Here is a 22740-nt window from a genome sequence, read left to right as displayed (position 1 = left end):
GGCGCCACGCCTGGGCCCCCGCGACCAGGAATGCCCTCTCGCGCGACGATCTAGTCCAGAAGGCCCGCGTCTCGGGCTACGCGGGCAAGTTCGGCACGCGTACGGATCATCAGCTTGCGTTGGATGCTGGCCCGATGGCTCTCGACAGTTCGTGGTGAGACAGTAAGTTCCTCGCCGATTTCCGTGTTGGTGAGGCCGGACGCGATAAGTTTCATCACCTCGAGTTCCCGCGAAGACAGTGCGTCAATGTTGGCCTCGGAGAATTTTTCGCGACTCCCTGTGTTGGGCGTCGCTGAAGGGAAGGAAATAAATCCTTCATCCCGCATCACCGCATGCAGGACCGATACAAGCTCCTCGTCGAGGCATTCCTTGGTGATGTAACCTCGCGCACCCCGCGCCTTGGCCTTGTCGATGTACCCCTTGGCGCCGTACATACTGAGCATCACGACACGGGTTTCTGGTGCGACGATGGAAATCTGCCCCAAAAGGTCGAGACCACTGCAATCGGTTAGTCGAATGTCGAGGACGAGTAGGTCCGGCTTGACGTGCTGCAACGTTTCCATAAGACGCGTCCCGGTTGATGGGGACGCCATCAGCTGGAAGTCCGGGGTGGTCTCGAGGATGCGCGCGATACCGGAGCGGATGATGCCGTGGTCGTCGCAGACTATTACGCTGGTCATCGTTCGATTGGCACCTCCACCATGATCGTCACGCCTTGTCCTGGAGGGGATTCGACACTCAGCCGTCCACCAGCAAGGCGCGCCCGTTCGCGCATTCCGATCAACCCGAGGGAACGACGCTGACCGGCGACCTCGAGATCGAATCCGGTGCCGTTGTCTTCGACTACGACACGCAGAGCATCACCGGAGTTCACGATCGTGACGCTGGCCTCGCTGGCGCCGCTGTGTCGGCCGATATTGGTGAGTGCCTCCTGCACGATCCGGAAGATGGCGGTAGCGACTGCAGCCGAGAGGGCTGGCGGCCGTGTCGGAGAGATGAGTTCGATGCGGATCGGGTAGATCTGACGGCAGTCCTCGACATATTGTTCAACGCACCCGATGAGCCCGAGGTCATCGAGCCCCGAAGGCCTCAATGACCACGCGACGGATCGGGCAACCTGTATTCCCTGACGGACGATCTTCCGGACGTCGGCGGCGGTCTGGCGCGCTGTCGGGCTTTCGGAGTTCTGTAGCGTGCTGAGTCTGTCGATCACCGTGGCGAACAGGTGACCGAACTCGTCGTGCAGATCTCGTGCGATTCTCCCCCGCTCGGCTTCCTGAACGGCAACCATCTGTTCGACGGACTGCCGCCGAAGACCTTCCCGCTCGATCACGGCGCCGGCGAGCGCGGCCAGAACCTCCATGGTTGGCCGGTGGTACTCCCCTTCCCCGAGCGGAAAGGCGGCGATGATTGACTTTTCGGCGTGCCCGTCTACGGGGACCCGCACAGAGAGGCGATCGGTCACCCTCATCTCCGGGCCTTCGCCGACCGTCCTCGAATCTCCGAACAATGGCGTCGGCAATGGCTCATGAACCCCGACCAGGTCGCTCGGCGCTGGCCCGTCAGCGATTTCCACCCGCCGCGCGGTCGTCGTAGCGAAGGTGGCGTCTCGCAGCTTGTCAAGAACCTCATCGAGATCATCGGACGCAACAATGGAGCTCACGGCGTCGAGAAGGGCACGGTGACGGGCTGGACCCCTGCCGACGAATAGCTCGCGTGGGTGCGCCGATTCGACAATCGCACCATCCACCCGTATGCCGAGCGATAGGCATTGTTCGGCCAGCGGCGGCAGGCCGCGCAGCGGCCCCCGTCGGGGCTCGAGTCCCACCAATGCCGCAACCAGGGCACATGCGGCAAGTTCGCCTTGCGCTTGTTGGCGGTGTGCGCTGCGACAGGCGGCGCCCAGCAGGATGCGCCCACGCCATTTGTGTCGCTGAGAGAACGACGCCAGTGCCCATTCCCGCAATACCGCGGGCCGCTCACTGCAGAAGACGACCGCCAACCGACGTGCGCGGCGAAGCAGGCGCCGGGCCGTTTTCGCCTGGTCACGGTATTCCGCGGTCCACGGGTCGGGTCCTGCTGCGAGCGAGAGACGGAGAACCTGAAGATATGAGGTGAGGATTGGGACGAGGAAGTGGTTCCGCAAGCCAGAGGCACGTATGATCTCGTCCGCCTGCCGAAACGCGTCGAGGGCTGGTGCGTACTGCTTGGTGTGGAACAGTCGCCACGCCCGCGCCGCGTGCAACATCGCCAGGGTGTGATGATCGCCAGGGTTCGTCAACCGGACTTCGCGGGCAATCGTCTCGACATTGACGTCACCGGGAAGGCACTGAACCCAGATGGCAAGGGCGGTTCCCGCACCGATTCGATCGCCTCTGCGTTTACCCTCCCAATACGTGTCCCGCGCCAGCGTTCCGGCTTCGTGCAGCTTTCCCTGCCGTGCCAGACACAGCGATTTCTGCCACATCGCGGCTACCTGTTCCCAACGATCACCAAGTACGTCGAAGCCGGTGTTCGCGGTGTCGAACGCTGCGATCGCGGCGTCATACCGGTTCGCGGCGTAGAGGGCGAATCCTCGAAAATGGTGCGCGTGGGCGATCCCCCAGTCGTCGCCGGCGGTCTGGCTGAGTCGCAATGAGAAGTCGGCTAGCCGCAACGCGAGTGGCGCGAGGATGGGGGCAATCCCGGCGATCACGGCAGCGCCGCAGTATGCGTGTGCGCGCTCACGAGTGCCGCCGGCGGTATTGGCGAAACGTGCGCAACGCAGAATCGCCAACGCCACCCAGATCGGTGACTTGATGAACCACAGTTGATACACCAGCCGGTCATGGATCAGAGCGGCCAGACGGCAGCGCTCCGTATCGACGGGCGCCCGGCCCAAACGTAGTCGGCGAGACAACCATCCCAATGCGAGGAGACCGACCTCGCCGACGGCCAGAAGACCGGCATGGGCCGAACTTCGCGGCATCCTCAGGTCGAGGCCGTGCATACCCCGCTGCATCCAATCTGTGGCGTCGTCGAATCGGCCTGTTTTGAAGGCAAGTTCACCGAGCAGAGCTGCGATTCGTGCAGCGTCAAGTCCCGAATGCGTACCGGTAAATTCGTGTGCGCGGGCCAGTTCGTGCGCAGCCAGGTCGTAGCTCCCGAGAAGCATGTGGACCGTACCAAGGCCTTCGTACAGGCGAAACCTCGCGATGTCGTCCGCGGATTCGCACAGGGCGAGTCCCGTCTCGGCGATCTTGAAGTTGCGCTCGGCGACATCGAGTGCGTTGCGCCTCAGCCCCGCCTCGCCCGCGCGCAGAGCAAAGGGCACCGCAGACGCGGCGCGACCGGCTTGGTCGAAGTGATAGGCGATGTCGTAGTCGGCTCGAACTTCGAAGTGGCCCTGGAGTGCATGCGCCGCGCGCAAATGCAGCTCCCGGCGGGTGGCGTCTGTCAGGTTTCCCAGTACGGCTTCGCGGAGCCGATCGTGTGCGAATTCGAATTCGTTGCCATCGCCATCGGCGACGCGGCGCACAATTCTGAGCTGGGCTGCTTCCATCATGAGCTGTTCGACGTCCGTCGGGCTGGCCTGTAGGCACACCTGTAAGAGCCGTGAGGAAAACCGGCGCCCCAGCACCGCGCCTTGACGGATTGCCCGCTCTGTTTCCGGCGACAGCAGGCTCAACCGCGGCGAAATGAGCACATCGGTTCGCGCGCCGCTGTTCCCCAGCGCAGCGTGCGAATCGTGGATGTGGGGTTGCAACGCCAGTGCTGCCATCGCGCTCTCGTCCAGAAACCAGCGGTCAGACTTGTGCTTCAGCGCCGACGAATCGACCAGCGCCTGGAAGGCCAGCAGCGTTTCGAGCGGATTGCCCTTGGAGTACTTCGTGACGTAAGGGATGACCTCGTCGGGAATGCCGTCACTGATGGACCGGATCAGTGTCTCTGTGTCTTTGTCCGACAGGCTTTCCAGCCCGACGAATGTGATGTCGGTGACGCCCCAGGCAAACACCTGTGCAACAGCTTCCGTTCGGCAAGAACAGATCAGCGAGACGTTCGAATCGGAGCGCGTTCTATCGCTCGATATCGTCGCGGCCAGCCTCGCGAGCACTTGCCAGCTGAGATCGTCTGCCCATTGGCAGTCGTCGAGCACGATCAACCCAGGGCGTTCTTCATCGAAGACGGACAGAAGTAGTCGGGCGATCGACGTCGGCCCGGCGGGCGCCGTGTTCTTGGTGAACGACCGCTGCGCACCATGCGCGGCGGGCCAATTTTCTTCCAACGCTTCGGCTAATTCCGGTACTTGCTCGAGTGCCGCGGGAAGCAGGTCAGCCATGTCTTCGCGCACTCGCTGCGCTGCGAGAGGGTTGGCCATCAAGTAGGCAACCACGTCGCGCAAGGGGCCGGCGAAGAGTCCGAGTGGACGTGCCGGCGCATGGTCGAACGCACCCGTTCGCATCAGAGTCACCCCGGCCTCCTCGGCGTGAGCGACTACCGCATCCAGCAGGCGGCTCTTTCCAACCCCCGACTCACCGCTCAAGCACATCACCGTTCCCTGCGACCGGGCTGCGCCGTCGATGCTTGCGGTGAGTGCGGCAAGTTCGTCACTCCTGCCTACCAGCGGCGGCTCCATGTACGCGAGCGAGCCGTGGTGGCCGGACGGCGCGCCGGCAGAGGTTGGCCTGGTCTCCCTGCTGCCGGTCGCGACAACCGCTTCGGCGGCCGCGAGCACGTCCTCTGCGGTTTCGAACCGCTGGCCTGCCCGCGGATCGAGCAGCTTCAAAAATATCGGGCGCAGCGGGGCTGGGACGCCAACGATGTCCACTAGTGGGAGGGCTCGGTGAACGCATCGTCCTGCGGTTTCACCCTGCGCAGGGCGCTGGCCGTCCTATTGGTTTCTGCGAGCGCCTCGAGCACAACCCAGCCCGCGGCATAGATGTCGGCAGCAAAGCCCGCCGTCGGGTGTGCCAGTCCATGTCCTTCTGGAAGAAGATATCGGCTTTCGGTCAGATCGGCCGGATGGGTCAGGCCACCGAGTTGACTGCGCGTCACGGTGGCGTCGAGGAGCACGAGTTCGTTGCTGCCCTCGGTGAGCATGATGTTGGCTGGCCGGACTCCGCCGTGGGCGATGCCCATGCGGTGCAGGCGCGCCAGCGCATAGAACAGGTTACACACCAGCTCGAGCTCGGCCTCGCTCGACACACGTGGCTCTTGGGCGTGCCATTCCCGGATATCGAGACCGGCGACGAAGGGCCGGACCAGCTCGACGTAATCAGGGCCCTTGCGGACGATCCGGGTGGGAACGATGTGCGGTAGCCGAGCCCTGCAGGTGGCCTCGAGCTCGCCCTCTAACCATTGCGCACTCCACGGCCGCTCCATCGACAGGTCGAGGCGCCTCACCACGAACCGGTCGTGCGCCTCGTCCGACAGGGCCAGTGTGGTCGTGATGCCAGGACTGTCCCGGAGCACCCTCACGGTGTCGAATCGCATGCTGTACTCCACATCGGTGGCATCGTTGCCATCCAGATCATTGTGTCCTACGACGGGCGTTCACACCACGACTTGGGACGTGTGCCGCAGCCCTAGTGACTCCCCACGAATTTGTGGCCCCACATGCTGATCTTGTCGTAGCGCACTACCGACCATCCCGGTTCAACTTGCCGAGCCCCCCAGCCGTACTCGACAGCAAAACCTGACGGGGTTGCGCCGTAGAACGAAAGCATGTGGTCGTTGGTGTGGCGACCGAGCGTCATGACCACCGACTGGTCCGCGTCGAACTTGTCATAGGCAAAACCGACGTCGTCCATGCGTTCGAGCTCGAGCATGAAGTGGTGAAGCTTCTTGGTCTGCGGAAGACCGACGATCGCCAAGCTGTGGTGGCGGCCATTGCAGTGCAGGAAGTGAAGTTTTGCCTTCACATCTCCGGGAAGCGTCCAGTCGATGATGTCGGACAGATGCAAGCCCAAACCCTCGACGTAGAACTCCATGGCAGCGTCGATGTCCGGCACGGCCATCACGTAATGGCCGAGACCCTGGTCGCCGGTGAGGAACGATCCGACGCCGGTCGGCGAGACGAACGGCTCCTCGAACAGCTCTGTCGCACCATAGTAGATCTCGACTCGCGTGCCCATCGGGTCCGAACACGAGATCAGCCCGAGGACACCCCGATCTGCCGCCAACTCGCTACCCTCCGCGGTCACCTTGATGCCCTGCGATTCGAGACGCTCGCCGATTGCGTGCAGTGCCTCCGCGTTGTCGACTTCGAAGCCGGCGAACGAGATGTCATCCGACGCACCCTTCTCGACCGACAGTCGCCAGCTGCGGCTGTCGGTCCTGAACCGAGCCGAGTTGTCGTCTCCAGCAGCCTCCATCGCACCCAGCTTCTCAGTTGTGAACGACCGCCAGGCCTGCACATCTGATACTTCGAAGCCCATGTAACCGAGTCGTTGAACGCTCATTTTCCAGCCTTTCCGAACGCGGCTTTCGCCGTCGATAGTCACCGATCGCCGTGTGGCGACGGTGGAAACGCGCTACCGGCGGGCGAGTGAGACCTCGCGCGCCAGTAGACGGGGCGCAGTTATGGGGCGACGCGACCGACGACCTCGTTCGGCGCGAAGTGGTCGTCGAGCAACGATCCGCGGTTGGCCTCGGTGAAGCCGCGAACTCCCAAACCGCCGTCGTAATTCAGGATGCTCCCGGTCAGCGGAACGGTTTCTGCCCGCGTGGCGAACAGAACGTACGCTCCTGTGCTTTCCGTCGCGGTGGCCATCTGGCCCGTCGGCAACACCTGTGAAAGCATGTCCGCCAACGGAATCGACGAGATGCTGGTGTCCTGGAGGTTCAGCGCTTTGAGGCCACGAAGGTCGGATCCGCCGAGACCGCCCGGCGCGATGCCGTTCACCCGGATGTGGGGACCGAGCTCGTACGCGAGCTGCTTGACGATTCCGACGACCGCGTGCTTCGACCCCGTGTACAGAGCACCTCCACCGGAAGTATAGAAACCCGCGTTGGAGATAGTGAAAGTCATGCTGCCTTTACTAGCGTACAAGGCGGGAAGGCAAGCCTTCGCGCCCAGCAGGTACCCCTTGACGTTGACGGAGAACATCTCGTCGAACGCCTCGCTGAGCGTGTCGTCCGGTATATCGACCAACGCCGTCGAGTAGTCCCACACGCCCGCGTTGCCGATCAGGGTGTCGAGCTTTCCGAAGGTTTCCACGCACTTGGCGACCGCTTCCCGATGGCTGTCGAGAAAACGCACATCGCCTTCGACGACAGCCACGGCGTCGCCGTGGGCCTCCTTCAGCTCCGCCAATCCAGCCGGGGAGCGATCCAGAACGGCAACGGACGCGCCTTCGGAGACGAAGCGATCGACGATCGCACGCCCCAAGCCAGCAGCTCCGCCGGTCACCAGCGCGACTTCACCTTTGAGTTGCAATGTCCTTCTCCTTCACGTAAGTGCCGCTTCGCGACGAGCTGCTTGATAAATTTTTCGCAACTCCATATCCGAATCCGAGAGAGCGTCCTGATTCACATGGAGGCCAGCGTCGACGAGACGAGCCGCCATGGCGAAGTCGCGCGGCGCATCTACCGAAACCGCGGCCATCACGCTGCCGTTGTCCACCCTGAACAGCACAGCTGCGCCGTCCTCGAGATTTCCTCGCGCGACGAAAGTGCCGGCTCCCTCGATATCCCCGACCATCTGAATGTGACGACCAGCAATCTCGGTCCAGGACAGAGGTACCTGTGCAGCGGGAACGGGGCTGCCGAGCATCGCCGACGCGACGGCGGCGGCCTCCTTCTGGCTGTTGATGTAGGTTTCGAGCGATCGTCGACCGCCTGTTCGAAGGGGCCACGAAGCGGCGTCGCCAGCGGCGAAGACACTCTCGGCACCGGTACCGCCGGAGGCGTTGACGACAATGCCGCGACTGCAGCGCAGTCCGGACTCCTCGGCAAGCATTGTCTCGGGTTCGGCTCCGACACACAGGATTGCGGAGTCTGCGGACAGAACCTCTCCTGCGGTGTCGATAACACCGGTGAGCCGATCGGTGCCCGTGAACTCGGCCACTCCTGCGTTCAATCTGACCGTGACGCCGAGTTCTTCCAAACGCTGTCGGCACCATCGACCGATTCGTCGACCGAGAACACGTTGGAGCAATTCGTCCGACGCTTCCAGGATGGTGACGTCAAGGCCCAGCTTGCGGGCGGTGGTGGCGACCTCGCACCCGATCAGACCTCCTCCGACTACGATGAGGTGTTGACCCGGGTGCCACTGCTGGCGGAGTTCATAGGCGTCGGTCGCGGTCCGTAAGGTGGCAACACCGGCCAGCGTCACGCCGGGGATGGCTGCCGCGCGCGCACGCGCTCCGGTGGCCAGCAACACGCGATCGGCTTTCAGCGAGGAACCATTGTCGAACTCGAGTTCGCAACGTTCGACGTCCAACCGCACTGCCGTCGTGTCCAGCACCATCTCCACCCGCAAGTCGGCGATGGAGTCCGTCGGTAACAGCAGCGGAGGGTGGCTCTTCTCTCCGCACAGGACCGTTTTAGAGAGCGCGGTGCGGTCGTAGGGATGTTCCCTCTCTTTGCCGATCAGGAATAGACGCCCGTCATATCCCTCAGACCGCAGCGCCTGCACCGCAGCCACGCCCGCGACGCCACTGCCGACGACCGCAATAGTCGAGACCATCAGACTGTCGCTTCGCTGTCCAGTTCGACGAACACTTCGTCTCCCTCGACTTTGGTCGCGAAGGTGCGGAGAGGTACGGAGGCGGGCAAAGCCTTCACCTTGCCTGTTCGTACACAGAACTTCGCCCAGTGCAATGTGCACTCGACGACACCGCCCTCGAGCATTCCCTCGGCGAGCGACCACTCGTCGTGCGAACAGGTGTCCTGGACTGCGAAGAACTCTCCGTCGACATTGGAAACCAAGATGGGCTCCGCGCCACCTTCGAAGCGCAGCATTTCACCCGGTGGTAGGTCGTTCGAGTTACAGATCCGTGTGAGAGGCATTGATGGGTCCTAAAAGAAGAAGCTGAGATTGTTGGACAGAATTGTGCTCTGATCCAGCAATATTGTCCGTCGCACGATTTCGAATCCGCTGTCACTGCCCGTTCTCCGCAGCAGGTCTTTGCGTTCGCCTGCGAAGATGTCGACCTGCCGCTCCAGACGGTTTCGGTAGACGACGAAGACGTTCGACGTCTCGTATTCGCCGGACCTCTCGCCATCGACCACCATGACATTCGAGATCACGTGCCGCGTGCGCGAAGCGGGATTCTCGGACCAGCTGACATCCGAGGTGATCTTGCGCAGACGCTGACGCATCTGCAGGGCATCTTCATCGAAATGCGCGTAGTCCCTAGGACCGTTGTACTCCTGAGAAGCTTCACGCATGACGCGCGTAGTCCGAATCGGCATCAGGTAATGGATGTCGTCCGCCAGGAGTGCGAACCATTCTGGGTATCGGCGGTCGTTGAGTAGCTTCGCTTCCCAGTAATAGAATTGCTCTATTTCCTGCTGCAGCGCCACGTCGATGGGCGCTGGTTTAGTAAGAAACGGAATGGTTGGTGACGTTGTATCGATCATGGCGGTCCTATGTGTCTGCCGGAGGTCTCTCGTGCGAGAGACCTCCGGTGGCGGTTACGTGAGCGCTGCTTCGTCCTGCGGGATGCGAGTGGCATTGAGGGCGGCCCAGTCCGGGGACGTCATCATTCGCACCCAGTGCGAGTACAGCCCGCGGGCAGCTTCCTCGCTGTAAACGTTGCTGATCGTCCCCGGGTAGTCAGCGTCCGTCCGAGTCTCGCCCAGCCCCATCTCCGCATTGAACGGGCGGCTACGAGCCATGTGACCACGCAGCACCTGCTGGATCTCGACCCAGTTCTCACCGTCATCCTGCTCGAAGACGCCACCGGCCGAGAAGCTGCGCATCGACTGAATACGGAATTCGTCCTTGATGTCCTCGGGTGCGTCGGCATCGACAATGGTGAACGCCCAGACTTCGATCTCGTTCGGGCCACGGGGATGCCATGACCGCACGGTGTTCAGACCTGGCAGGAAAGAGCAGTTCGGAAAGATGGTCATGTGCTCTGCAGTCACCTGAGAACCACGCACGATGCTTCCGAGCCTCTCGACCGCTTTATCGGCGGCAGGCCCCTGGGTGTTGTACTGCGCAATTTTCGGTCCGGTGATGGCAAGAAGCAGCGCGGGGTCGTTGATGTAGAACCCGGTGCCGTGGCCGCCCCAGGGAGCACGGTATTGGATGCCCGTCGTCGGGGGCGCAACCTGGCTGATGTCGATGTGCTCGGGTAGCCCTGCCAGAATTCCGGAAAGGTGCGCGGTGGTTGCCGCGTGATACATATCGCTGGCGAACTGTTCTGCAGCCAACTTCCAGTTGCACGGAATGACCCACTTCTGAACGCCCGGGATAGCTTCGGTACCCGCTTCGGTCCGGTCCAACATGTGGTCCATGTAGAACTTCGCATCGCCCAAGTAGGTCTCGAGGTCAGGGGCGTCGGCGTCCCAGTTGGCGAAAATGAGGCCCTTGTAGGTTTCCACTCGAGCTTTGAGTGGACCCCACTCTTCCTTCTTGAGATTGGGGAAGGCTTCCTTCTGCATCGGCACGCTCACCAAGTTGCCGGCCATGTCGTATGCCCAGCCGTGGTAGCTGCAGGTCAGCGACTTCGCGTTGCCCCCGTCAGCGCGGCAGATGCGCATTCCGCGATGGCGGCACTGGTTGAGGAAGACGCGAATGCTTCCATCCTTCTGACGAGCGACGATCACCGGGTCTTCACCCATGTAGTTCGTCATGAAGTCGCCAGCGTTCGGAATCTGGGTCTCGTGGCCCATCATCAACCACGAGCGAGCGAATACGCGCTCCAACTCCTGCTCGTAGATGGCCTCGTCGGTGAAGATTTGGGGATCGATCCGGCCGTTCTTCTCGTCGACGAGCGCCGCGATGTCCTCATCGGCCCATCTCGGCTTGTCCTTCGTCAGCGTAGGTCCACAGTTCGGTTCAGTCATAGGGTTGGCCCTTCTCCCGTCGGTAAGCCGCAACGTTGTACGGTCGTCGTTTGCGTGTGCGTCGAACCGATTCCTCTCCGAGGGGAAAGGATCAGATCCGTAAGAGTGCTCACTAACAGAACCAATTGTGTCCCGCGTCTCACCGATCAACATCCGGGAAAACTACTGAACCGGCGTCCTGATTCATCAGCCGTTCTGTGCAGGGAGCTTGACGCAAAGCCTTCGGCTTTCGCTGATAGTCCGAACGGGACTGTGCGCAAGTCGGTTCCACAATCCGGGGCTGGCGGATTTCGTTCTCGTTCATCCACGGGACGGCCGCGCCACGAGTGGGTCGAGGCGCGTGCATGGGTGAATCTCTGCGGGTGCTTCGACGTCGAGAATCGTGAACTTCTGGCCAACTGAACGTGCACTCCAGAACCGTGTTTGCCCCACCTGCCATGCAGACCTTGATAAACCTGCCGAGGAGCTTCTTCGCCCCGCTGTGCACACGCGTTGCGAGTTCGCGCCATCAACCTGGTGCCTGTCGGGCAGTTCGAGAGCGCGGAGGTTGCCGTAGTCACCACGGGCGACGGCGTCGCGCAGAAGGTTGTCCTTCGATGATGCCGGCATCGAGGACACACCGTCCTTGTCCGGTGAGATGCGGACGGTCGATGCTCGACGACTTACCGATCCTATCGTCAGCGAGAGTCTGTCTATCAACAAGCTCGCGCGACAACACGACGTCAATGTGGTCTCGCAGATCGCCGTCACATAGGCGTGCTGCCCGCTATCCGTGCAGGATAAGGTCGAACCGTGTTCGTATTTTCGGTCGGCGGCCTGATCACCACCTCGGGAACCGGATCGCATGGCGCTTCGCAGTATGCAATCGAATCCCCCGCGACGCGCTCAGGATGGAATTGCACCTATGGAAAATCCTGTCTCGGTGAGCGCACCCGGCCCGATCCGCACGAGATCAATCTGGCGTAGCAAACGACTCCGGGAAAAATTCCATCGCTTGACTATCGACCGTTTGACCTTGATCATCGATAAGGGCCACTCGGAGTCGGCGATGCATTGCGCGATCGAGGGGAAGTCGTGCGAGCGGCGTCGACGATGCCAGGTGTTCCGCGCCCCATTGATGAAGCGCCGCGAGGACGATCCTGAGCTCGTCTCCTGCCGGCGTCAGCGAATACGCGTGACGGACTCTCTGACCGGAATGCGATAGGGAAGCTTCTCCATCACCCCGCAGTCGACTAGGTGAGCTATCCGATCAGCGAGCACGGCCGTGCCGATGCCGAGGTTTTGCTCGAACTCGGCGTATGTACGCCTACCCAGGAGTGCTTCGCGCAGCAGCAGAAAGGTCCAGGTGTCACTGAGCACTCCGAGACTCCGGTTGATCGCGCACGTACTGGAGAACGCGCCATCGACAGCTTTGAAACGAGAAGGCATTCAGCGATTATATTTCTGACTTCCCAAGCGAAGTCCGCCATGTAGCTTCTGAAATAACAAGTCAGCAGTGTTGATATCTTGGAGTGTGAACATGCGCTACACCACTTTCGGCCGCCGCACCGGACTGAGGGTGTCTCAGTATGCCTTGGGCACCGGTAACTTCGGGACCGGATGGGGTGCCGGCGCAGAACGTGATGAGGCGAAGCAGATCTTCGACCGCTTCGTTGAGGCGGGTGGAAACTTCATCGACACGGCCGATGCCTATCAGTTCGGTCAATCTGAAGAACTACTCGGTGAGTTCGTTCACGCTGATCGAGATGATCTGGTTCTTGCAACAAAATTCACAGTCGGCGCCAAGCCCGGCGGCACCCTCTCGCGCACTGGAAACAGCCGTAAGAACCTCCGCACCTCAGTAGAGGACAGCTTGCGGCGCCTCGACACCGACTATATCGATGTCCTCTGGGTGCACTACCCCGATGCACTGACCCCTATCGAGGAGATCATGCGAGGGCTGGACGACCTCGTCACTCAGGGAAAGATCTTACATGCGGCGTTCTCGAACTTTCCTGCGTGGCGCGTTGCCCACGCGGTGGCGTTAGCCGATGCAGCAGCGTGGACTCCGGTTGCAGGTATTCAGGTCGAATACAGCTTGGTCGAACGTTCCGCCGATCGAGAGTTGCTTCCTATGGCCCAGGCTCTCGGCTTGGGTGTCACACTGTGGTCACCACTCGGTGGCGGCCTGCTGACGGGTAAGTACCGACACAGCGACGACGGACGGCTTACCGATCTGAAAACTCTGGTGCACACGGAATCCAACGATCAGAAGCGAGCGGTGGTCGACACGGTGGTCGCTATTGCCGATCAGATCGGGCGTACTCCCGCCCAGGTAGCTACGGCATGGGTCAACGAGCGCGCACGGCGATCGGCAACCCCATCCACGCCCATCATCGGACCACGCAATGTCGCTCAGCTGGATGATTACCTCGACGCACTGAGCCTAGCGCTCACACCTGAGCAGTACGACCTTCTGACCGAGGTCAGTGCGGTTGCTCTCGGTATCCCCCACGAGGCGAACGCCTCGTCCAAGAACCGGCTTCAAGGCGGACAGTCCGGGCAAATTGCCGATCCAGTGCCGCCGGTTGCCTGATTGGTGCTTTCGGATGGCCGGCCGTCGGCGTCAATGGAGCAAGTGATCAATGCATCTCTTCGCTTCTCAGCTGAGTATGAGGCCGGGACGTAGGGGAAAATCTCGCTGACCGTGGCCGCCGTAAGCGAAATCCGCACCTTTCCGCCTCGGCGACGACGTGACACTGGCCGTGTCCGTCCTCGTCCGGTCCGACGACGGGAAGCGAGGCGTGCCGCTGGATCAGCTTGGTTGCGGGTCTATGACGCGGAGGAGGCCCAGGCAACGGGAAGGAAGGCACCGATCGCGACCGCAATGGCGTAGAGGGGTAAGTCAGCACCACCACCGCCTACATCGACGAAGCCGCCTCCAAGGGCGCCAATGTGTGGGTCGCTGAGAGCGACCCGCCGGGGGACGGGACGCTGGCGCCCGGTGTTCAACGCCCAGGTCCGCCTCGTCTTCACCTGTGCTCCCTTCGAAGTTGGAAAGAGACTATGCGTAGAGCCAATTTCTTCGTGGCGGCGACAGCGTTGGGTGTCGCATTGTGGTCGAGCGGCGCCCCGAGTGTTCTTTACCCTCTATACGTCGATGCGTGGGGCTTGTCGCCCGCCACCATCACCGCGGTGTTCGCAACCTATCCGCTCGCCCTTATCGCGGCATTACTGGCCTTCGGCAACTTGTCGGATGCGATCGGTCGACGAGTAGTCATGATGTGGGGCATCGCGCTCATCGCCGGTTCCGCGACTTTATTCGCGCTGGCGCCGAATGTTGGCTTGTTGTTCGCTTGCCGTGTCCTTCAAGGCGCAGGTTCAGGTCTGGCGATCGGGGCCGCCGGTGCGGCCCTGGTAGAACACAATCCATCGACCCACGCGCGATACGCCAGTGCGTCCGCTGCCGTGGCGACTTCCACGGGTCTGACCGCCGCGTTGGTCGCTGCCGGCGCTCTGGTGCAGTACGCCCCATTTCCGTTGGTCGTCAGTTACGTATTGTTGCTCGTCCTCTCGTTAGGGACCTTAATTGCGCTGGCGATGCTGGGCGACGATCGTCCGGTGTCACCGCCGCGGTGGCGTCCTGCTCATGTACGTCTAGTCCCCGAACTTCGATTGCCGTTTGCAGCCGCCACATTGTCGGTGTCGCTGGCCTACTGTGTTGGCGCGATTTTTCTCTCGATCGGGGCGCTGATGATCAGACAATTCTCGCCGCAGAGCAACGTGTTCACAACCGGTCTGATTCTGGGTTCGTCCTCAGCCGCGATCGGAATTACGGCGTTGATGTCGGCCCGGCTACGGACTCACATCGCCGTGTACACAGGAGCAGTCCTGACACTGATCAGTCTGGCAGTCATGGCTATCGTGTCCGTCGGCGGTTCACTGGCGGTGTTCCTCGTGTGGTGCGTCATTGGCGGCGCCGGTTATTCGTGTGCGTTCACCGGGGGGCTGGGTTTGATCAACGACCGCGCTCCAATCGAACACCGCGGCGCAACCATGTCGTTGCTCTATCTCGTCGTCTACGTCCTGCAGGCCGGTACTGCGCTAGGTGTAGGCGCAGTCGCAGCTTCCTGGGGTTTGACTATCGCCGTCTTCATCGCAGCGGCCGCATTGACGGTCATGACTGGTACCGTCGTCGCGCTTACCTGGCAGACTCAGCGCCGCAGCGAAAGGGTCGCACATTCTCACCACGCGGAACCCACGTGAGAACCATGGCCTCGATCTTCTGAATCTAAAAACGATATAGATCGATGGCGATCTGCGCCCCTGGCGGTCACAGCTCATCGAGGTAGTTCAGCTACTTGGAGTTCACTCCCTGCGGGTGGCATCTTGACTCCAGATGGTCGCGATATCTCGAGGATCTGGCACAGCCGCTTCACCTTCAGCGGTGTCGCAGTGGTCGTCGACGAACTGGAATCGGCTCACCGATTGGTCTCGCCCGCGAAATATTTCGCGGCCCTGCGCAGGATCTCCCGTTCGGTTTCGAGTTCCCGGATCTGGGCCTTGAGCTGCTTGTTTTCTTCCTCCAACGCGGACTCGGACGACACCTCGCACGCCCGGGACACCGGCCGCGCCGCCCCGCTGGCCCGGAGCTCGGCCGTGGACGTGCCGGTGGTCTCTTCCTCCGGGACCTTAACGACCCAGTGTTCAGGATGTCCTCAATCAGGGGGGGAAGGCCCATCGGCCAGCCCCGGCGACTTGGTCCACGCCGATGTCAAGAAACTTGGCAAGCTCCCCGCCGGCGGCGGATGGCGCAAGCTCGGCAGTACGGCGGGCAGGAGAAACTCGCGCGCCGATCGCAGCACCGGTGTACTCGACAAATTCCACCGCCCGGCGCGCAGATAGCACTTCCTGCACACCGTTATCGATGCGCACTCCCCGACTGGCCCACAGCGAGTTGCTCGACGATGAACAAAAGGATACCGCTGCCGCGTTCTGGACCGCGCCAATGCATGGTTCATGAACTTCGGCATCACGGTCCGAAACATATTGACAGACAACGAAGCCTGCTACCGGTCGCATCCTTTCCGGGATGCGCTCGCCGACGCAACATCAGCCACCGCAGAACGCGACCCTACCGGCCCCATACCAACGGCAAAGTCGAGCGCTTCCACCGCACCCTGGCCGACGAATGGGCCCACGGCCGGCCTGAGATAAACCGAAAAGCAAACTCGAACACGGTGTCCACTTCTGATCGCGGCGCGTCTCCACGCGGGGGACGTGCCGTCGTCGTCCACAGCCGCGGTCCATCACGCATCAAGTTGCGAGACAGGCCGCGGGCGGATGTATGACGAAACCACAACCTAGCTGGCGCTCGGCGGTGCCAACATCCGTAGTTTTACCGGATGTTGGATGGGTGCCTGAAAACGTTGACTAACGAGGAAGGTCCGCCTCAGCGGTCGAGCCGCCACGACGCAGGCTCCCCTTGCGGGGCCGGGGTTGGCCAGTACACCGCGGTGGCAAAGGAGAAATCGAATAAATTATGAGCGTCACAATCACGGTTGCGACAACCGGTCCGATCGCGTCCAAGGCAGACAACGCCTGGCTACCCACACAGCCGGACGAGATCGCCGAGCAGGTTCACGAGGCGTATAAGGTCGGTGCGTCGGTAGCCCACGTACACATCAGAGATGCTCAGGACCAGCCGACCGCCGATATCGATATCGCCCGCATCACCATGGAAAAAATCGCGGAACGCTGCCCGATTCTCATCCAGCTGTCCACCGGAGTGGGACTGTCGGTCCCGTTCGAGGAGCGCGAACGGCTGGTCGAGTTGCGACCGCAGATGGCGACACTGAACCCGTGCAGTATGAGTTTCGGTGCCGGCGAATTCCGCAACCCACCGGCTGACGTAGAGCGGTTGGCCCGCCGAATGGAAGAGCTCGGCGTCAAACCGGAGTTGGAGATTTACGACACCGGTCATCTCGAGGCGGCATTGCGGCTTCGGGACGCAGGCGTGTTGTCGGGTGAGCCGCTGCAGTTTTCGATAGTCCTCGGTATACGAGGCGGTATGGCTGCGACAGCAACGAATCTCATCACCCTGGTTGATCGTCTGCCACAGGATTGCGTCTGGCAGGTGATTGCTATCGGCCGCGCCAACTTGGAGTTGACTGCGATGGGACTTGCGTTGGGCGGCAACGCGCGCGCGGGTCTCGAGGACACGCTTTACTTGCGTAAAGGTGAACTGAGCCAGGGGAATCTGCCGCTGGTCCAGCGCGTCGCTGAACTGGCCAAGGCGCTCGATCGTCCGATCGCGAGTGTGGAGGAGACAGCCGACAGGCTTTGACTGCAGTCGACGGCGGGCCGATGAAACCAGAGCCGACAACGACAACCACTCACGGACGGATTTTGTAACTATGTCAGCAACACAAGAGAGCATCGAGACGGAAACACAGCACTCGAGTCGAGCGATCCACGCATCGATGGATGGGGCGGTTGCCGTTGTGACCTTGGGGTTGGCCCCGTACAACCTGATGGATCGGGCCCTGAACGATGAGCTGATGGCAACGTTGGACTGGGCACGGGAGCAACGCGCGCGCGCAGTAGTGCTACGAAGCTCGTTGCGGCACTTCTCGGCCGGCGCGAACCTCGACGACATGCTGGCGGAAATGGATCAGGCCGATTACCTCGACTGGGGATTCGTGCAGACTTTGAAGGCCTTCACCGAATTCCCCGCGCCCATCGTGGCAAGCGTCAACGGCGTGTGCGTCGGTGGTGGCTTCGAACTCGCCTTGGCATGCGACCTGATCGTTGCGGCAGAATCCGCGAAAATCGGTTCGGTGGAAGTCACTGTCGGACTGCAACCACTGATGGGCGCAATCCAGAGATTGACGCACCGAGCGGGTGCCGCTCGCGCCAAAGAAATGGTCTTGTTGGGCCGTCGCTACCCCGCCAGCACCTTGGAACGGTGGAATATCGTCAACTGGACTGTGGAAGACGAGAAGCTGGACGCTGCGACGATGGTGATCGCTCAGGAGCTGGCACATGGACCTACCGTGGCCCATGCGGCATCCAAGAGGCTGGTGTCCGTCGCAGTGGACCAGGGCGTCGCTGCAGCCGATGAGGCGATGATCGAAATCCAGCAGGCGGTGTTGCGTTCCGCTGATTTCCGCACCGGCGTCAAGTCCTACCGTGAGAACGGCATCGGCGTGGCCCAGTTCGAGGGGGCCTGAGGCGATGACGTCGAATCTTCCGCTCGCGGGTATCAAGGTCGTCGACTTCTCACGCGTGCTCGCCGGGCCCCACTGCGGCAAGACGTTGCTCGACCTCGGTGCCGATGTGGTCAAGCTGGAACCCCCGGGCGGCGACCTTTCGCGGCGCGCCTTTCCGAATGACGGCAGCGTGTCGGGTTACTACGCTCAGCAGAACGCCGGAAAGCGCAATCTCAGCGTCGATCTGACCGTTCCTGGTGCCAGGGAAATAGCGCTTCGCCTGTGCGACGAAGCCGACGTCATCGTCGAGAACTTTCGTCCGGGTGCGCTGGCGGCTTTCGGTCTCGACTACGAGTCGGTCTCTGCCCGAAACCCGCGTGTTGTCTACGCCTCGATCAGTGGATACGGCCAACACGGTCCGGAGCGATCCAGGATGGCGTACGCGCCGACGGTGCAAGCCGAAACGGGACTGACCGCCACTACGGCAGCACACTTCGGCCACGACGGGTTGCGTAGCGACTCGTTGTCCCATGCCGACGTGTATTCAGGCCTGCATGCCGCGATCGCCATCCTGGCGTGCCTTACTCAGCGGGAGCGAACCGGCCGGGGCCAGTACGTCGATGTCGCCATGGCAGCAGTGATGATGTCCATCAACGAGCGAGTGCACGTCGAGCTCGCCGACGACGATTTGGGGGAAGAGAGACCAATCCTTGGTGCAGTCGACGGACCTGATCTGATCGGCCCGGGTGGTGAGCGTTTCGTCAGCCCCATGAGCCTGGTCGGAAGCATGTCGTTCCCGTTCTACCTGGCGGCGATGCGACGCGGCGACCTGGCCGATGATCCTCGCTTCCTTACGCCGGAACTCCGGTTGCAGAACATGGATGCACTGAAACAGATCATTCAGGACTGGATTCTCACCTTCAGTGACATGGCGACGCTGGACGCGCAGATGGACGAGGCGAAGGTGGCCACCGGTCAAGTGCGTACTGTGCGCGAATTCGCCGAGAGTGACTGGTCGAGCGCGTGGGGCGCGGTCCGCACTGTGTCGGCGAGTTCCGGGACGAAGTACCGCATTCCCGGTCGACCGTGGCATTTCGCGGACTCGGCCGAACTGATAGAAGATCAGTTCGTGCCACGTCAAGGTGAGAACAACACCGAGATTTTGACCGAACTGGGCTTCAGCCGGGAGGATATTGCCGAGATGGCCCGGACAGGGGCAATAGTGGCATCGGAAGCCGCGGCTACCGCCGAAGGCCCAGGGGAGTCGTAATGCCCGTTGTCGAGATCTTCATGCGTCGAGGCCGTACGCCGGCGGAGATACAAATGATCACGGACACTCTGCATGACGCGTTGGTTGAGGCGTACGAGGTGCCGAGAGGCGACCGCTTCCAGATTGTGCACCAACTGGAGCCGCACGAATTTGTATTCGACGCGCACTTCATGGGACTCAGGAGCGAGAAGTTCTTGCTGGTACGTGTCACCGGCGGCAGGGATCGGTCGGCGTTGACGAAGCGAAAGCTGTACTCGCTCATCGCCGACAATGTCGAGCGACACGGTGCCGTCGCGCGCAACGATGTCTTCGTGATCGTCAACAACGTCCAACCGACAGATTTCTCCGTGTCGAACGGCCATCCGTTCGACCAGGCAAGCTTGGGGTTACCTCCCACAACTCATGCCTAACAAAGGCCGGTACGGCGGTTTTCCCCTGAAATGGGACTACCCACGGGTGGCGGCAGCGAGAACAACCCCACGGCGAACGACTTTCCGGGCTCACTGGCCGGTTGTGGCGCGGTGGAACGACAACGACATGTTCAGCCACCTCAAGGGAGTGAAAAGAACGGTGTTCTTCCACAGAGCGGAGCGCAGCGGAGCTCCGATCAGGGGACACCGCAGGTGGCCAGCGCCGGGCCGGAGGGTCGGTGACACGCATCGGTGGCAGACGTGGCGATGGTGAAAACACGAAACACCCTATGTCCCGCCATTATTCGCACAAAAGGGTGCAGCTCTCCCCACCTGGCGCGAGTGTACCGACGGCGTCTCGGAGGGCAAGAAGCTCCTGATGGCTGGACGGTTGAAGCTAGTGTTGACAATCTAAATTCAGCACCGGTAGCGTGCGTTGCATCACAACAGGCGATTGGTTGTGATCGCATTCACCAAGATGGAAACCACAGGGACCACTTGAAACGTCGCCTACTGCGGCGGCAAAACTTTTTGCGCACGTACGCCGGATGCTGCCGTCCCCGCTGCCCTGCAACAACCTGATCGAACAGTCCGAAAAACATCGATCGCCGTACCAGCAAGGTCGACGACAGGTCCGCATTCCCTACTTCCGCTCACATCCACTGAAACGACCAAGGAGTTATCAGATGAGTCTCTCGTTCTTCTCACAGGAATGGTGCGACGCTGCCAAGGCAGTGGTGAACGCAAATGAAGAGATGCAGCGGGGTTTCCACGATCCCGCGTCATTCACTAACCGGATGGCTCTCAGCACACTCGACCGCGATGACCTGATCACCCATGTGGAATGGAAAGCGGGACAGATTGTTTCCTGGACCCCCGCCGAGTCCTACGACGAGGACCTGTGGTTGATCGTAGGTGCAGCTCTCCCCACCTGGCGCGAGTGTGCCGACGGCGTCTCGGAGGGCAAGAAGCTCCTGATGGCTGGGCGGTTGAAGCTGGTGAAGGGACCTCTCGCCGCCGCGATCTCGAACGCCGACGCCCTCAACAGCTTCCTCCGGTCTTGGGGACAGATCGACACAGACTGGAACGTGTGATCCGTCCGGCATCACTTCAATGCGGGCACCGCTGCCACAACAAGGGGAGTCCAGCACACAAGTAGAGCACCGTCCCTCTACCCTGAAAGGCACCCACCCATGACAACTGCCAAACCCACGGCGTATCCCGTCACCTTTTTCGACGGGCCGGAGGCGAACGGCGTCGCCACCATCGTAGGAACGCTACTCGGTCAGAACTTCGAAAACTTCCCCGACCGAGCGAAATTCGCACGTAAGGTTTCCCGGCCGATCACCATCGTCAGCACCGACACCGAGGAAGCATGCACCATCGTGTTGGGTACCGACAAGGCAGTGGTGTACAACGATGTCGTCGGCCGGCCGAGCGTGACCGTGTATGCAACCGTCGACCAGCTTCTCGAAGTCTCGCAGCTGCCGATGAAGGCGGGCGGCTTGATTCCGGTGGGCTTCTTCACCAATCGCGGCATCAGGGTGCTCAAGGAGATCGCTACTCGCAGGCTCGTCATCAAAGGGCTCCTGACCCACACGGTAACAGCACTGCGCACAATCGCGCTGGTCTCGGCGGCCGACTAATGACCCTGCCTGGACGCAACCGCCACAGGACCGAGCCTGGTGGCGGCGATTCACTCACCGATCAATACGATTGGCCTGTGCCGGACGAACAGGATGCGGTAGTCGAGCAGTCGGCGCAGGCCTCGCGTATGACGAACATAGGGCGTGCGGTGTTGGTGGCGGCCTTGATTCCGCTCGGTGCGTTCTACCTCGCACCCCGTGTCTACAACCTGACCGCGACGCCGTACCGCCTCGATCAGGCGGTGGTCTCGGCAAACAAGTACAACCCGGCGCTCACTGAACTGGTCGAGCACGAGCAGGTCACGCTGTCGGCGTTCACCGCTCTGGACAAGATGGAGGCCGCTCTGGCGAGCGTGCACGCCACCGACACAGCCGTCAGTGCGGAACTGACGACGTTGACCGGCCACATCACCGGTGATCTTCAGGCCACCCTTGAACACGCCGGCGCCAATGTCACCGAACTCGTGACGTCGCTGGAAACGCTTACCGCGCACGTCAACTCGTTGCAGTTGCCGATCGACGGCGCCACCGCTGCGCTGGACGGCAACACCGCCGCCATGGACGCGATCCTTGCCGACGCGCGCTCGACCGCGGACAAAGTTCATAACGCTCGCCTCTCCGCGGAAGAGTCGGCAAACGATTTGTCCGGAAAGTAGGGAACATTCGTGGTTTTCTTCGGACGACGTGGCGGTCCCGCCCGCATGGTCCTGTCGATCGTGGCGGTCGGCGTGCTGGGCCTGCTCGCCTTTGTAATCTTCAATCTCAACAATCGCCTCGACAACCAGCAGCGAGCGAATCTGACCAGCATTGCTGCGTCCGAGGACATCGTCAGTGTCAACGACAAGCTCACCAGTGAACTCCGCCAGATGACAGACCTGACGAACACCGCGCGTGGAGCCCTCGATGCCACATCGGCGCTGGGTCCGCTGCTGACGAAACTGGACGAGGCCATCAGCCCCGCTGCCCAGATGCTCTCGAGCAGCACCTCCGGTGCGCAGATGACCAACGAGCAACTCACCAACATCCAAGGGATTCTCGGAGAGGTTCAGAACACCGTACTGCCGCTGGTGACCTCCGCTCAGGCGTTCGGCGAGCAAGGCAATCAGCTCCTCACGGTAATCCAAGCGTTGGTTGCGGACCTTCGGAGTTCGGTGGCGTCTGTGCAGACGATCAACCAGATGCTCCCGCTACCCGGTTAGGTCGCCGCGCAACGCCTTCGATCTCTC

21 protein-coding genes and 2 pseudogenes are annotated in these 22740 nt (G+C 61.7%); 11 read left to right on the top strand and 12 right to left on the bottom strand.

The features are described from left to right. Positions 1-50 precede the first annotated feature (50 nt). From CBI38_RS14275 to CBI38_RS14230, 11 genes are all read right to left on the bottom strand, one after another. Positions 51-680 (bottom strand): response regulator transcription factor, encoded by a 630-nt coding sequence (locus CBI38_RS14275; protein ID WP_109329736.1) that lies wholly within the window; start codon positions 678-680, stop codon positions 51-53. After that, positions 677-4807: an AAA family ATPase gene (locus CBI38_RS14270; protein ID WP_230990183.1), complete on the bottom strand. Its 4131-nt coding sequence runs from the start codon at positions 4805-4807 to the stop codon at positions 677-679. The genes CBI38_RS14275 and CBI38_RS14270 overlap by 4 nt, the downstream gene beginning before the upstream one ends. Continuing rightward, the gene (locus tag CBI38_RS39045) at positions 4807-5472 is read right to left on the bottom strand and encodes a protein kinase domain-containing protein (RefSeq protein WP_230990182.1); all 666 of its coding nucleotides are present in this window, start codon (positions 5470-5472) and stop codon (positions 4807-4809) included. The genes CBI38_RS14270 and CBI38_RS39045 overlap by 1 nt, the downstream gene beginning before the upstream one ends. Before the next feature lie 92 nt (positions 5473-5564). Continuing rightward, on the bottom strand, positions 5565-6440 hold the full coding sequence (gene bphC / locus CBI38_RS14265) for a biphenyl-2,3-diol 1,2-dioxygenase (protein ID WP_109329734.1): 876 nt from the start codon (positions 6438-6440) through the stop codon (positions 5565-5567). A 119-nt stretch (positions 6441-6559) separates the two neighbouring features. Next, a complete protein-coding gene (gene bphB, locus CBI38_RS14260; RefSeq protein ID WP_109329732.1) occupies positions 6560-7417 on the bottom strand; it encodes a cis-2,3-dihydrobiphenyl-2,3-diol dehydrogenase in 858 nt (285 codons plus the stop codon). A 12-nt stretch (positions 7418-7429) separates the two neighbouring features. Next, entirely contained in the window at positions 7430-8668 is a 1239-nt protein-coding gene (locus CBI38_RS14255) for an NAD(P)/FAD-dependent oxidoreductase (protein ID WP_109329730.1), read from the bottom strand. Further along, positions 8668-8991: a non-heme iron oxygenase ferredoxin subunit gene (locus CBI38_RS14250; RefSeq protein ID WP_109329728.1), complete on the bottom strand. Its 324-nt coding sequence runs from the start codon at positions 8989-8991 to the stop codon at positions 8668-8670. Before CBI38_RS14250 ends, CBI38_RS14255 begins: the two co-directional genes overlap by 1 nt. Positions 8992-9000: 9 nt before the next feature. After that, entirely contained in the window at positions 9001-9564 is a 564-nt protein-coding gene (locus CBI38_RS14245; RefSeq protein ID WP_105416146.1) for an aromatic-ring-hydroxylating dioxygenase subunit beta, read from the bottom strand. 54 nt (positions 9565-9618) lie between these two features. Then, a complete protein-coding gene (locus tag CBI38_RS14240; protein ID WP_109329726.1) occupies positions 9619-10998 on the bottom strand; it encodes an aromatic ring-hydroxylating dioxygenase subunit alpha in 1380 nt (459 codons plus the stop codon). A 952-nt stretch (positions 10999-11950) separates the two neighbouring features. Further along, entirely contained in the window at positions 11951-12163 is a 213-nt protein-coding gene (locus tag CBI38_RS40580; RefSeq protein WP_418328337.1) for a hypothetical protein, read from the bottom strand. Then, positions 12160-12426, bottom strand: a complete 267-nt coding sequence (locus CBI38_RS14230; protein WP_109329724.1) for a winged helix-turn-helix transcriptional regulator — start codon at positions 12424-12426, stop codon at positions 12160-12162. Before CBI38_RS14230 ends, CBI38_RS40580 begins: the two co-directional genes overlap by 4 nt. Positions 12427-12517: 91 nt before the next feature. Here CBI38_RS14230 and CBI38_RS14225 point away from each other — a divergent pair, with 91 nt between their 5' ends. Together CBI38_RS14225 and CBI38_RS14220 are read left to right on the top strand one after the other, a co-directional pair. Beyond that, positions 12518-13573 carry an aldo/keto reductase gene (locus CBI38_RS14225; protein ID WP_109329722.1) on the top strand — a complete coding sequence of 352 codons (1056 nt, stop codon included), beginning with the start codon at positions 12518-12520 and terminating at the stop codon, positions 13571-13573. 470 nt (positions 13574-14043) lie between these two features. Next, the gene (locus CBI38_RS14220) at positions 14044-15243 is read left to right on the top strand and encodes an MFS transporter (RefSeq protein WP_109329720.1); all 1200 of its coding nucleotides are present in this window, start codon (positions 14044-14046) and stop codon (positions 15241-15243) included. A gap of 137 nt (positions 15244-15380) precedes the next feature. Here CBI38_RS14220 and CBI38_RS14215 read toward each other — a convergent pair. Further along, positions 15381-15662, bottom strand: a pseudogene (locus CBI38_RS14215) (IS3-like element ISRhosp5 family transposase); the annotation flags it as partial. Positions 15663-15723: 61 nt separating this feature from the next. On the opposite strand from CBI38_RS14215, the pseudogene CBI38_RS14210 reads away from it, so the two are divergent. The 9 genes and pseudogenes from CBI38_RS14210 to CBI38_RS14170 form a co-directional block, all read left to right on the top strand. Continuing rightward, positions 15724-16184, top strand: a pseudogene (locus tag CBI38_RS14210) (DDE-type integrase/transposase/recombinase); the annotation flags it as partial. 335 nt (positions 16185-16519) lie between these two features. Then, positions 16520-17323, top strand: a complete 804-nt coding sequence (locus CBI38_RS14205; RefSeq protein WP_109329718.1) for a beta-keto acid cleavage family enzyme — start codon at positions 16520-16522, stop codon at positions 17321-17323. A gap of 70 nt (positions 17324-17393) precedes the next feature. Beyond that, positions 17394-18209 carry an enoyl-CoA hydratase/isomerase family protein gene (locus CBI38_RS14200; RefSeq protein WP_204164924.1) on the top strand — a complete coding sequence of 272 codons (816 nt, stop codon included), beginning with the start codon at positions 17394-17396 and terminating at the stop codon, positions 18207-18209. A 4-nt stretch (positions 18210-18213) separates the two neighbouring features. Beyond that, a complete protein-coding gene (locus CBI38_RS14195; RefSeq protein ID WP_109329713.1) occupies positions 18214-19458 on the top strand; it encodes a CaiB/BaiF CoA transferase family protein in 1245 nt (414 codons plus the stop codon). After that, on the top strand, positions 19458-19868 hold the full coding sequence (locus CBI38_RS14190; RefSeq protein WP_109329711.1) for a tautomerase family protein: 411 nt from the start codon (positions 19458-19460) through the stop codon (positions 19866-19868). The genes CBI38_RS14195 and CBI38_RS14190 overlap by 1 nt, the downstream gene beginning before the upstream one ends. Before the next feature lie 686 nt (positions 19869-20554). Continuing rightward, positions 20555-20962 carry a hypothetical protein gene (locus CBI38_RS14185; protein WP_109329709.1) on the top strand — a complete coding sequence of 136 codons (408 nt, stop codon included), beginning with the start codon at positions 20555-20557 and terminating at the stop codon, positions 20960-20962. A gap of 99 nt (positions 20963-21061) precedes the next feature. Continuing rightward, the gene (locus tag CBI38_RS14180; RefSeq protein WP_109329707.1) at positions 21062-21514 is read left to right on the top strand and encodes a hypothetical protein; all 453 of its coding nucleotides are present in this window, start codon (positions 21062-21064) and stop codon (positions 21512-21514) included. A gap of 128 nt (positions 21515-21642) precedes the next feature. Then, positions 21643-22170, top strand: a complete 528-nt coding sequence (locus CBI38_RS14175; protein WP_230990229.1) for a hypothetical protein — start codon at positions 21643-21645, stop codon at positions 22168-22170. Positions 22171-22179: 9 nt separating this feature from the next. After that, positions 22180-22713, top strand: coding sequence for a hypothetical protein (locus CBI38_RS14170; RefSeq protein WP_109329703.1), 534 nt, complete (start codon positions 22180-22182; stop codon positions 22711-22713). Positions 22714-22740 lie beyond the last annotated feature (27 nt).

The sequence above is a fragment of the Rhodococcus oxybenzonivorans genome, assembly GCF_003130705.1.
GTDB lineage: Bacteria > Actinomycetota > Actinomycetes > Mycobacteriales > Mycobacteriaceae > Rhodococcus_F > Rhodococcus_F oxybenzonivorans.
The sequence above is the reverse complement of the archived record's forward strand: the minus strand, read 5'-3'. Positions and strand labels throughout refer to the sequence as shown.

What these genes read in the sequence shown, in the direction of transcription:
- CBI38_RS14275 (WP_109329736.1), bottom strand. Translation starts at nt 680, where the DNA reads ATGACCAGCGTAATAGTCTGCGACGACCACGGCATCATCCGCTCCGGT.
- CBI38_RS39045 (WP_230990182.1), bottom strand. Translation starts at nt 5,472, where the DNA reads ATGCGATTCGACACCGTGAGGGTGCTCCGGGACAGTCCTGGCATCACG.
- bphC (WP_109329734.1), bottom strand. Translation starts at nt 6,440, where the DNA reads ATGAGCGTTCAACGACTCGGTTACATGGGCTTCGAAGTATCAGATGTG.
- CBI38_RS14255 (WP_109329730.1), bottom strand. Translation starts at nt 8,668, where the DNA reads ATGGTCTCGACTATTGCGGTCGTCGGCAGTGGCGTCGCGGGCGTGGCT.
- CBI38_RS14250 (WP_109329728.1), bottom strand. Translation starts at nt 8,991, where the DNA reads ATGCCTCTCACACGGATCTGTAACTCGAACGACCTACCACCGGGTGAA.
- CBI38_RS14245 (WP_105416146.1), bottom strand. Translation starts at nt 9,564, where the DNA reads ATGATCGATACAACGTCACCAACCATTCCGTTTCTTACTAAACCAGCG.
- CBI38_RS14240 (WP_109329726.1), bottom strand. Translation starts at nt 10,998, where the DNA reads ATGACTGAACCGAACTGTGGACCTACGCTGACGAAGGACAAGCCGAGA.
- CBI38_RS14230 (WP_109329724.1), bottom strand. Translation starts at nt 12,426, where the DNA reads ATGCCTTCTCGTTTCAAAGCTGTCGATGGCGCGTTCTCCAGTACGTGC.
- CBI38_RS14225 (WP_109329722.1), top strand. Translation starts at nt 12,518, where the DNA reads ATGCGCTACACCACTTTCGGCCGCCGCACCGGACTGAGGGTGTCTCAG.
- CBI38_RS14220 (WP_109329720.1), top strand. Translation starts at nt 14,044, where the DNA reads ATGCGTAGAGCCAATTTCTTCGTGGCGGCGACAGCGTTGGGTGTCGCA.
- CBI38_RS14205 (WP_109329718.1), top strand. Translation starts at nt 16,520, where the DNA reads ATGAGCGTCACAATCACGGTTGCGACAACCGGTCCGATCGCGTCCAAG.
- CBI38_RS14200 (WP_204164924.1), top strand. Translation starts at nt 17,394, where the DNA reads ATGTCAGCAACACAAGAGAGCATCGAGACGGAAACACAGCACTCGAGT.
- CBI38_RS14195 (WP_109329713.1), top strand. Translation starts at nt 18,214, where the DNA reads ATGACGTCGAATCTTCCGCTCGCGGGTATCAAGGTCGTCGACTTCTCA.
- CBI38_RS14190 (WP_109329711.1), top strand. Translation starts at nt 19,458, where the DNA reads ATGCCCGTTGTCGAGATCTTCATGCGTCGAGGCCGTACGCCGGCGGAG.
- CBI38_RS14185 (WP_109329709.1), top strand. Translation starts at nt 20,555, where the DNA reads ATGAGTCTCTCGTTCTTCTCACAGGAATGGTGCGACGCTGCCAAGGCA.
- CBI38_RS14180 (WP_109329707.1), top strand. Translation starts at nt 21,062, where the DNA reads ATGACAACTGCCAAACCCACGGCGTATCCCGTCACCTTTTTCGACGGG.
- CBI38_RS14175 (WP_230990229.1), top strand. Translation starts at nt 21,643, where the DNA reads ATGACGAACATAGGGCGTGCGGTGTTGGTGGCGGCCTTGATTCCGCTC.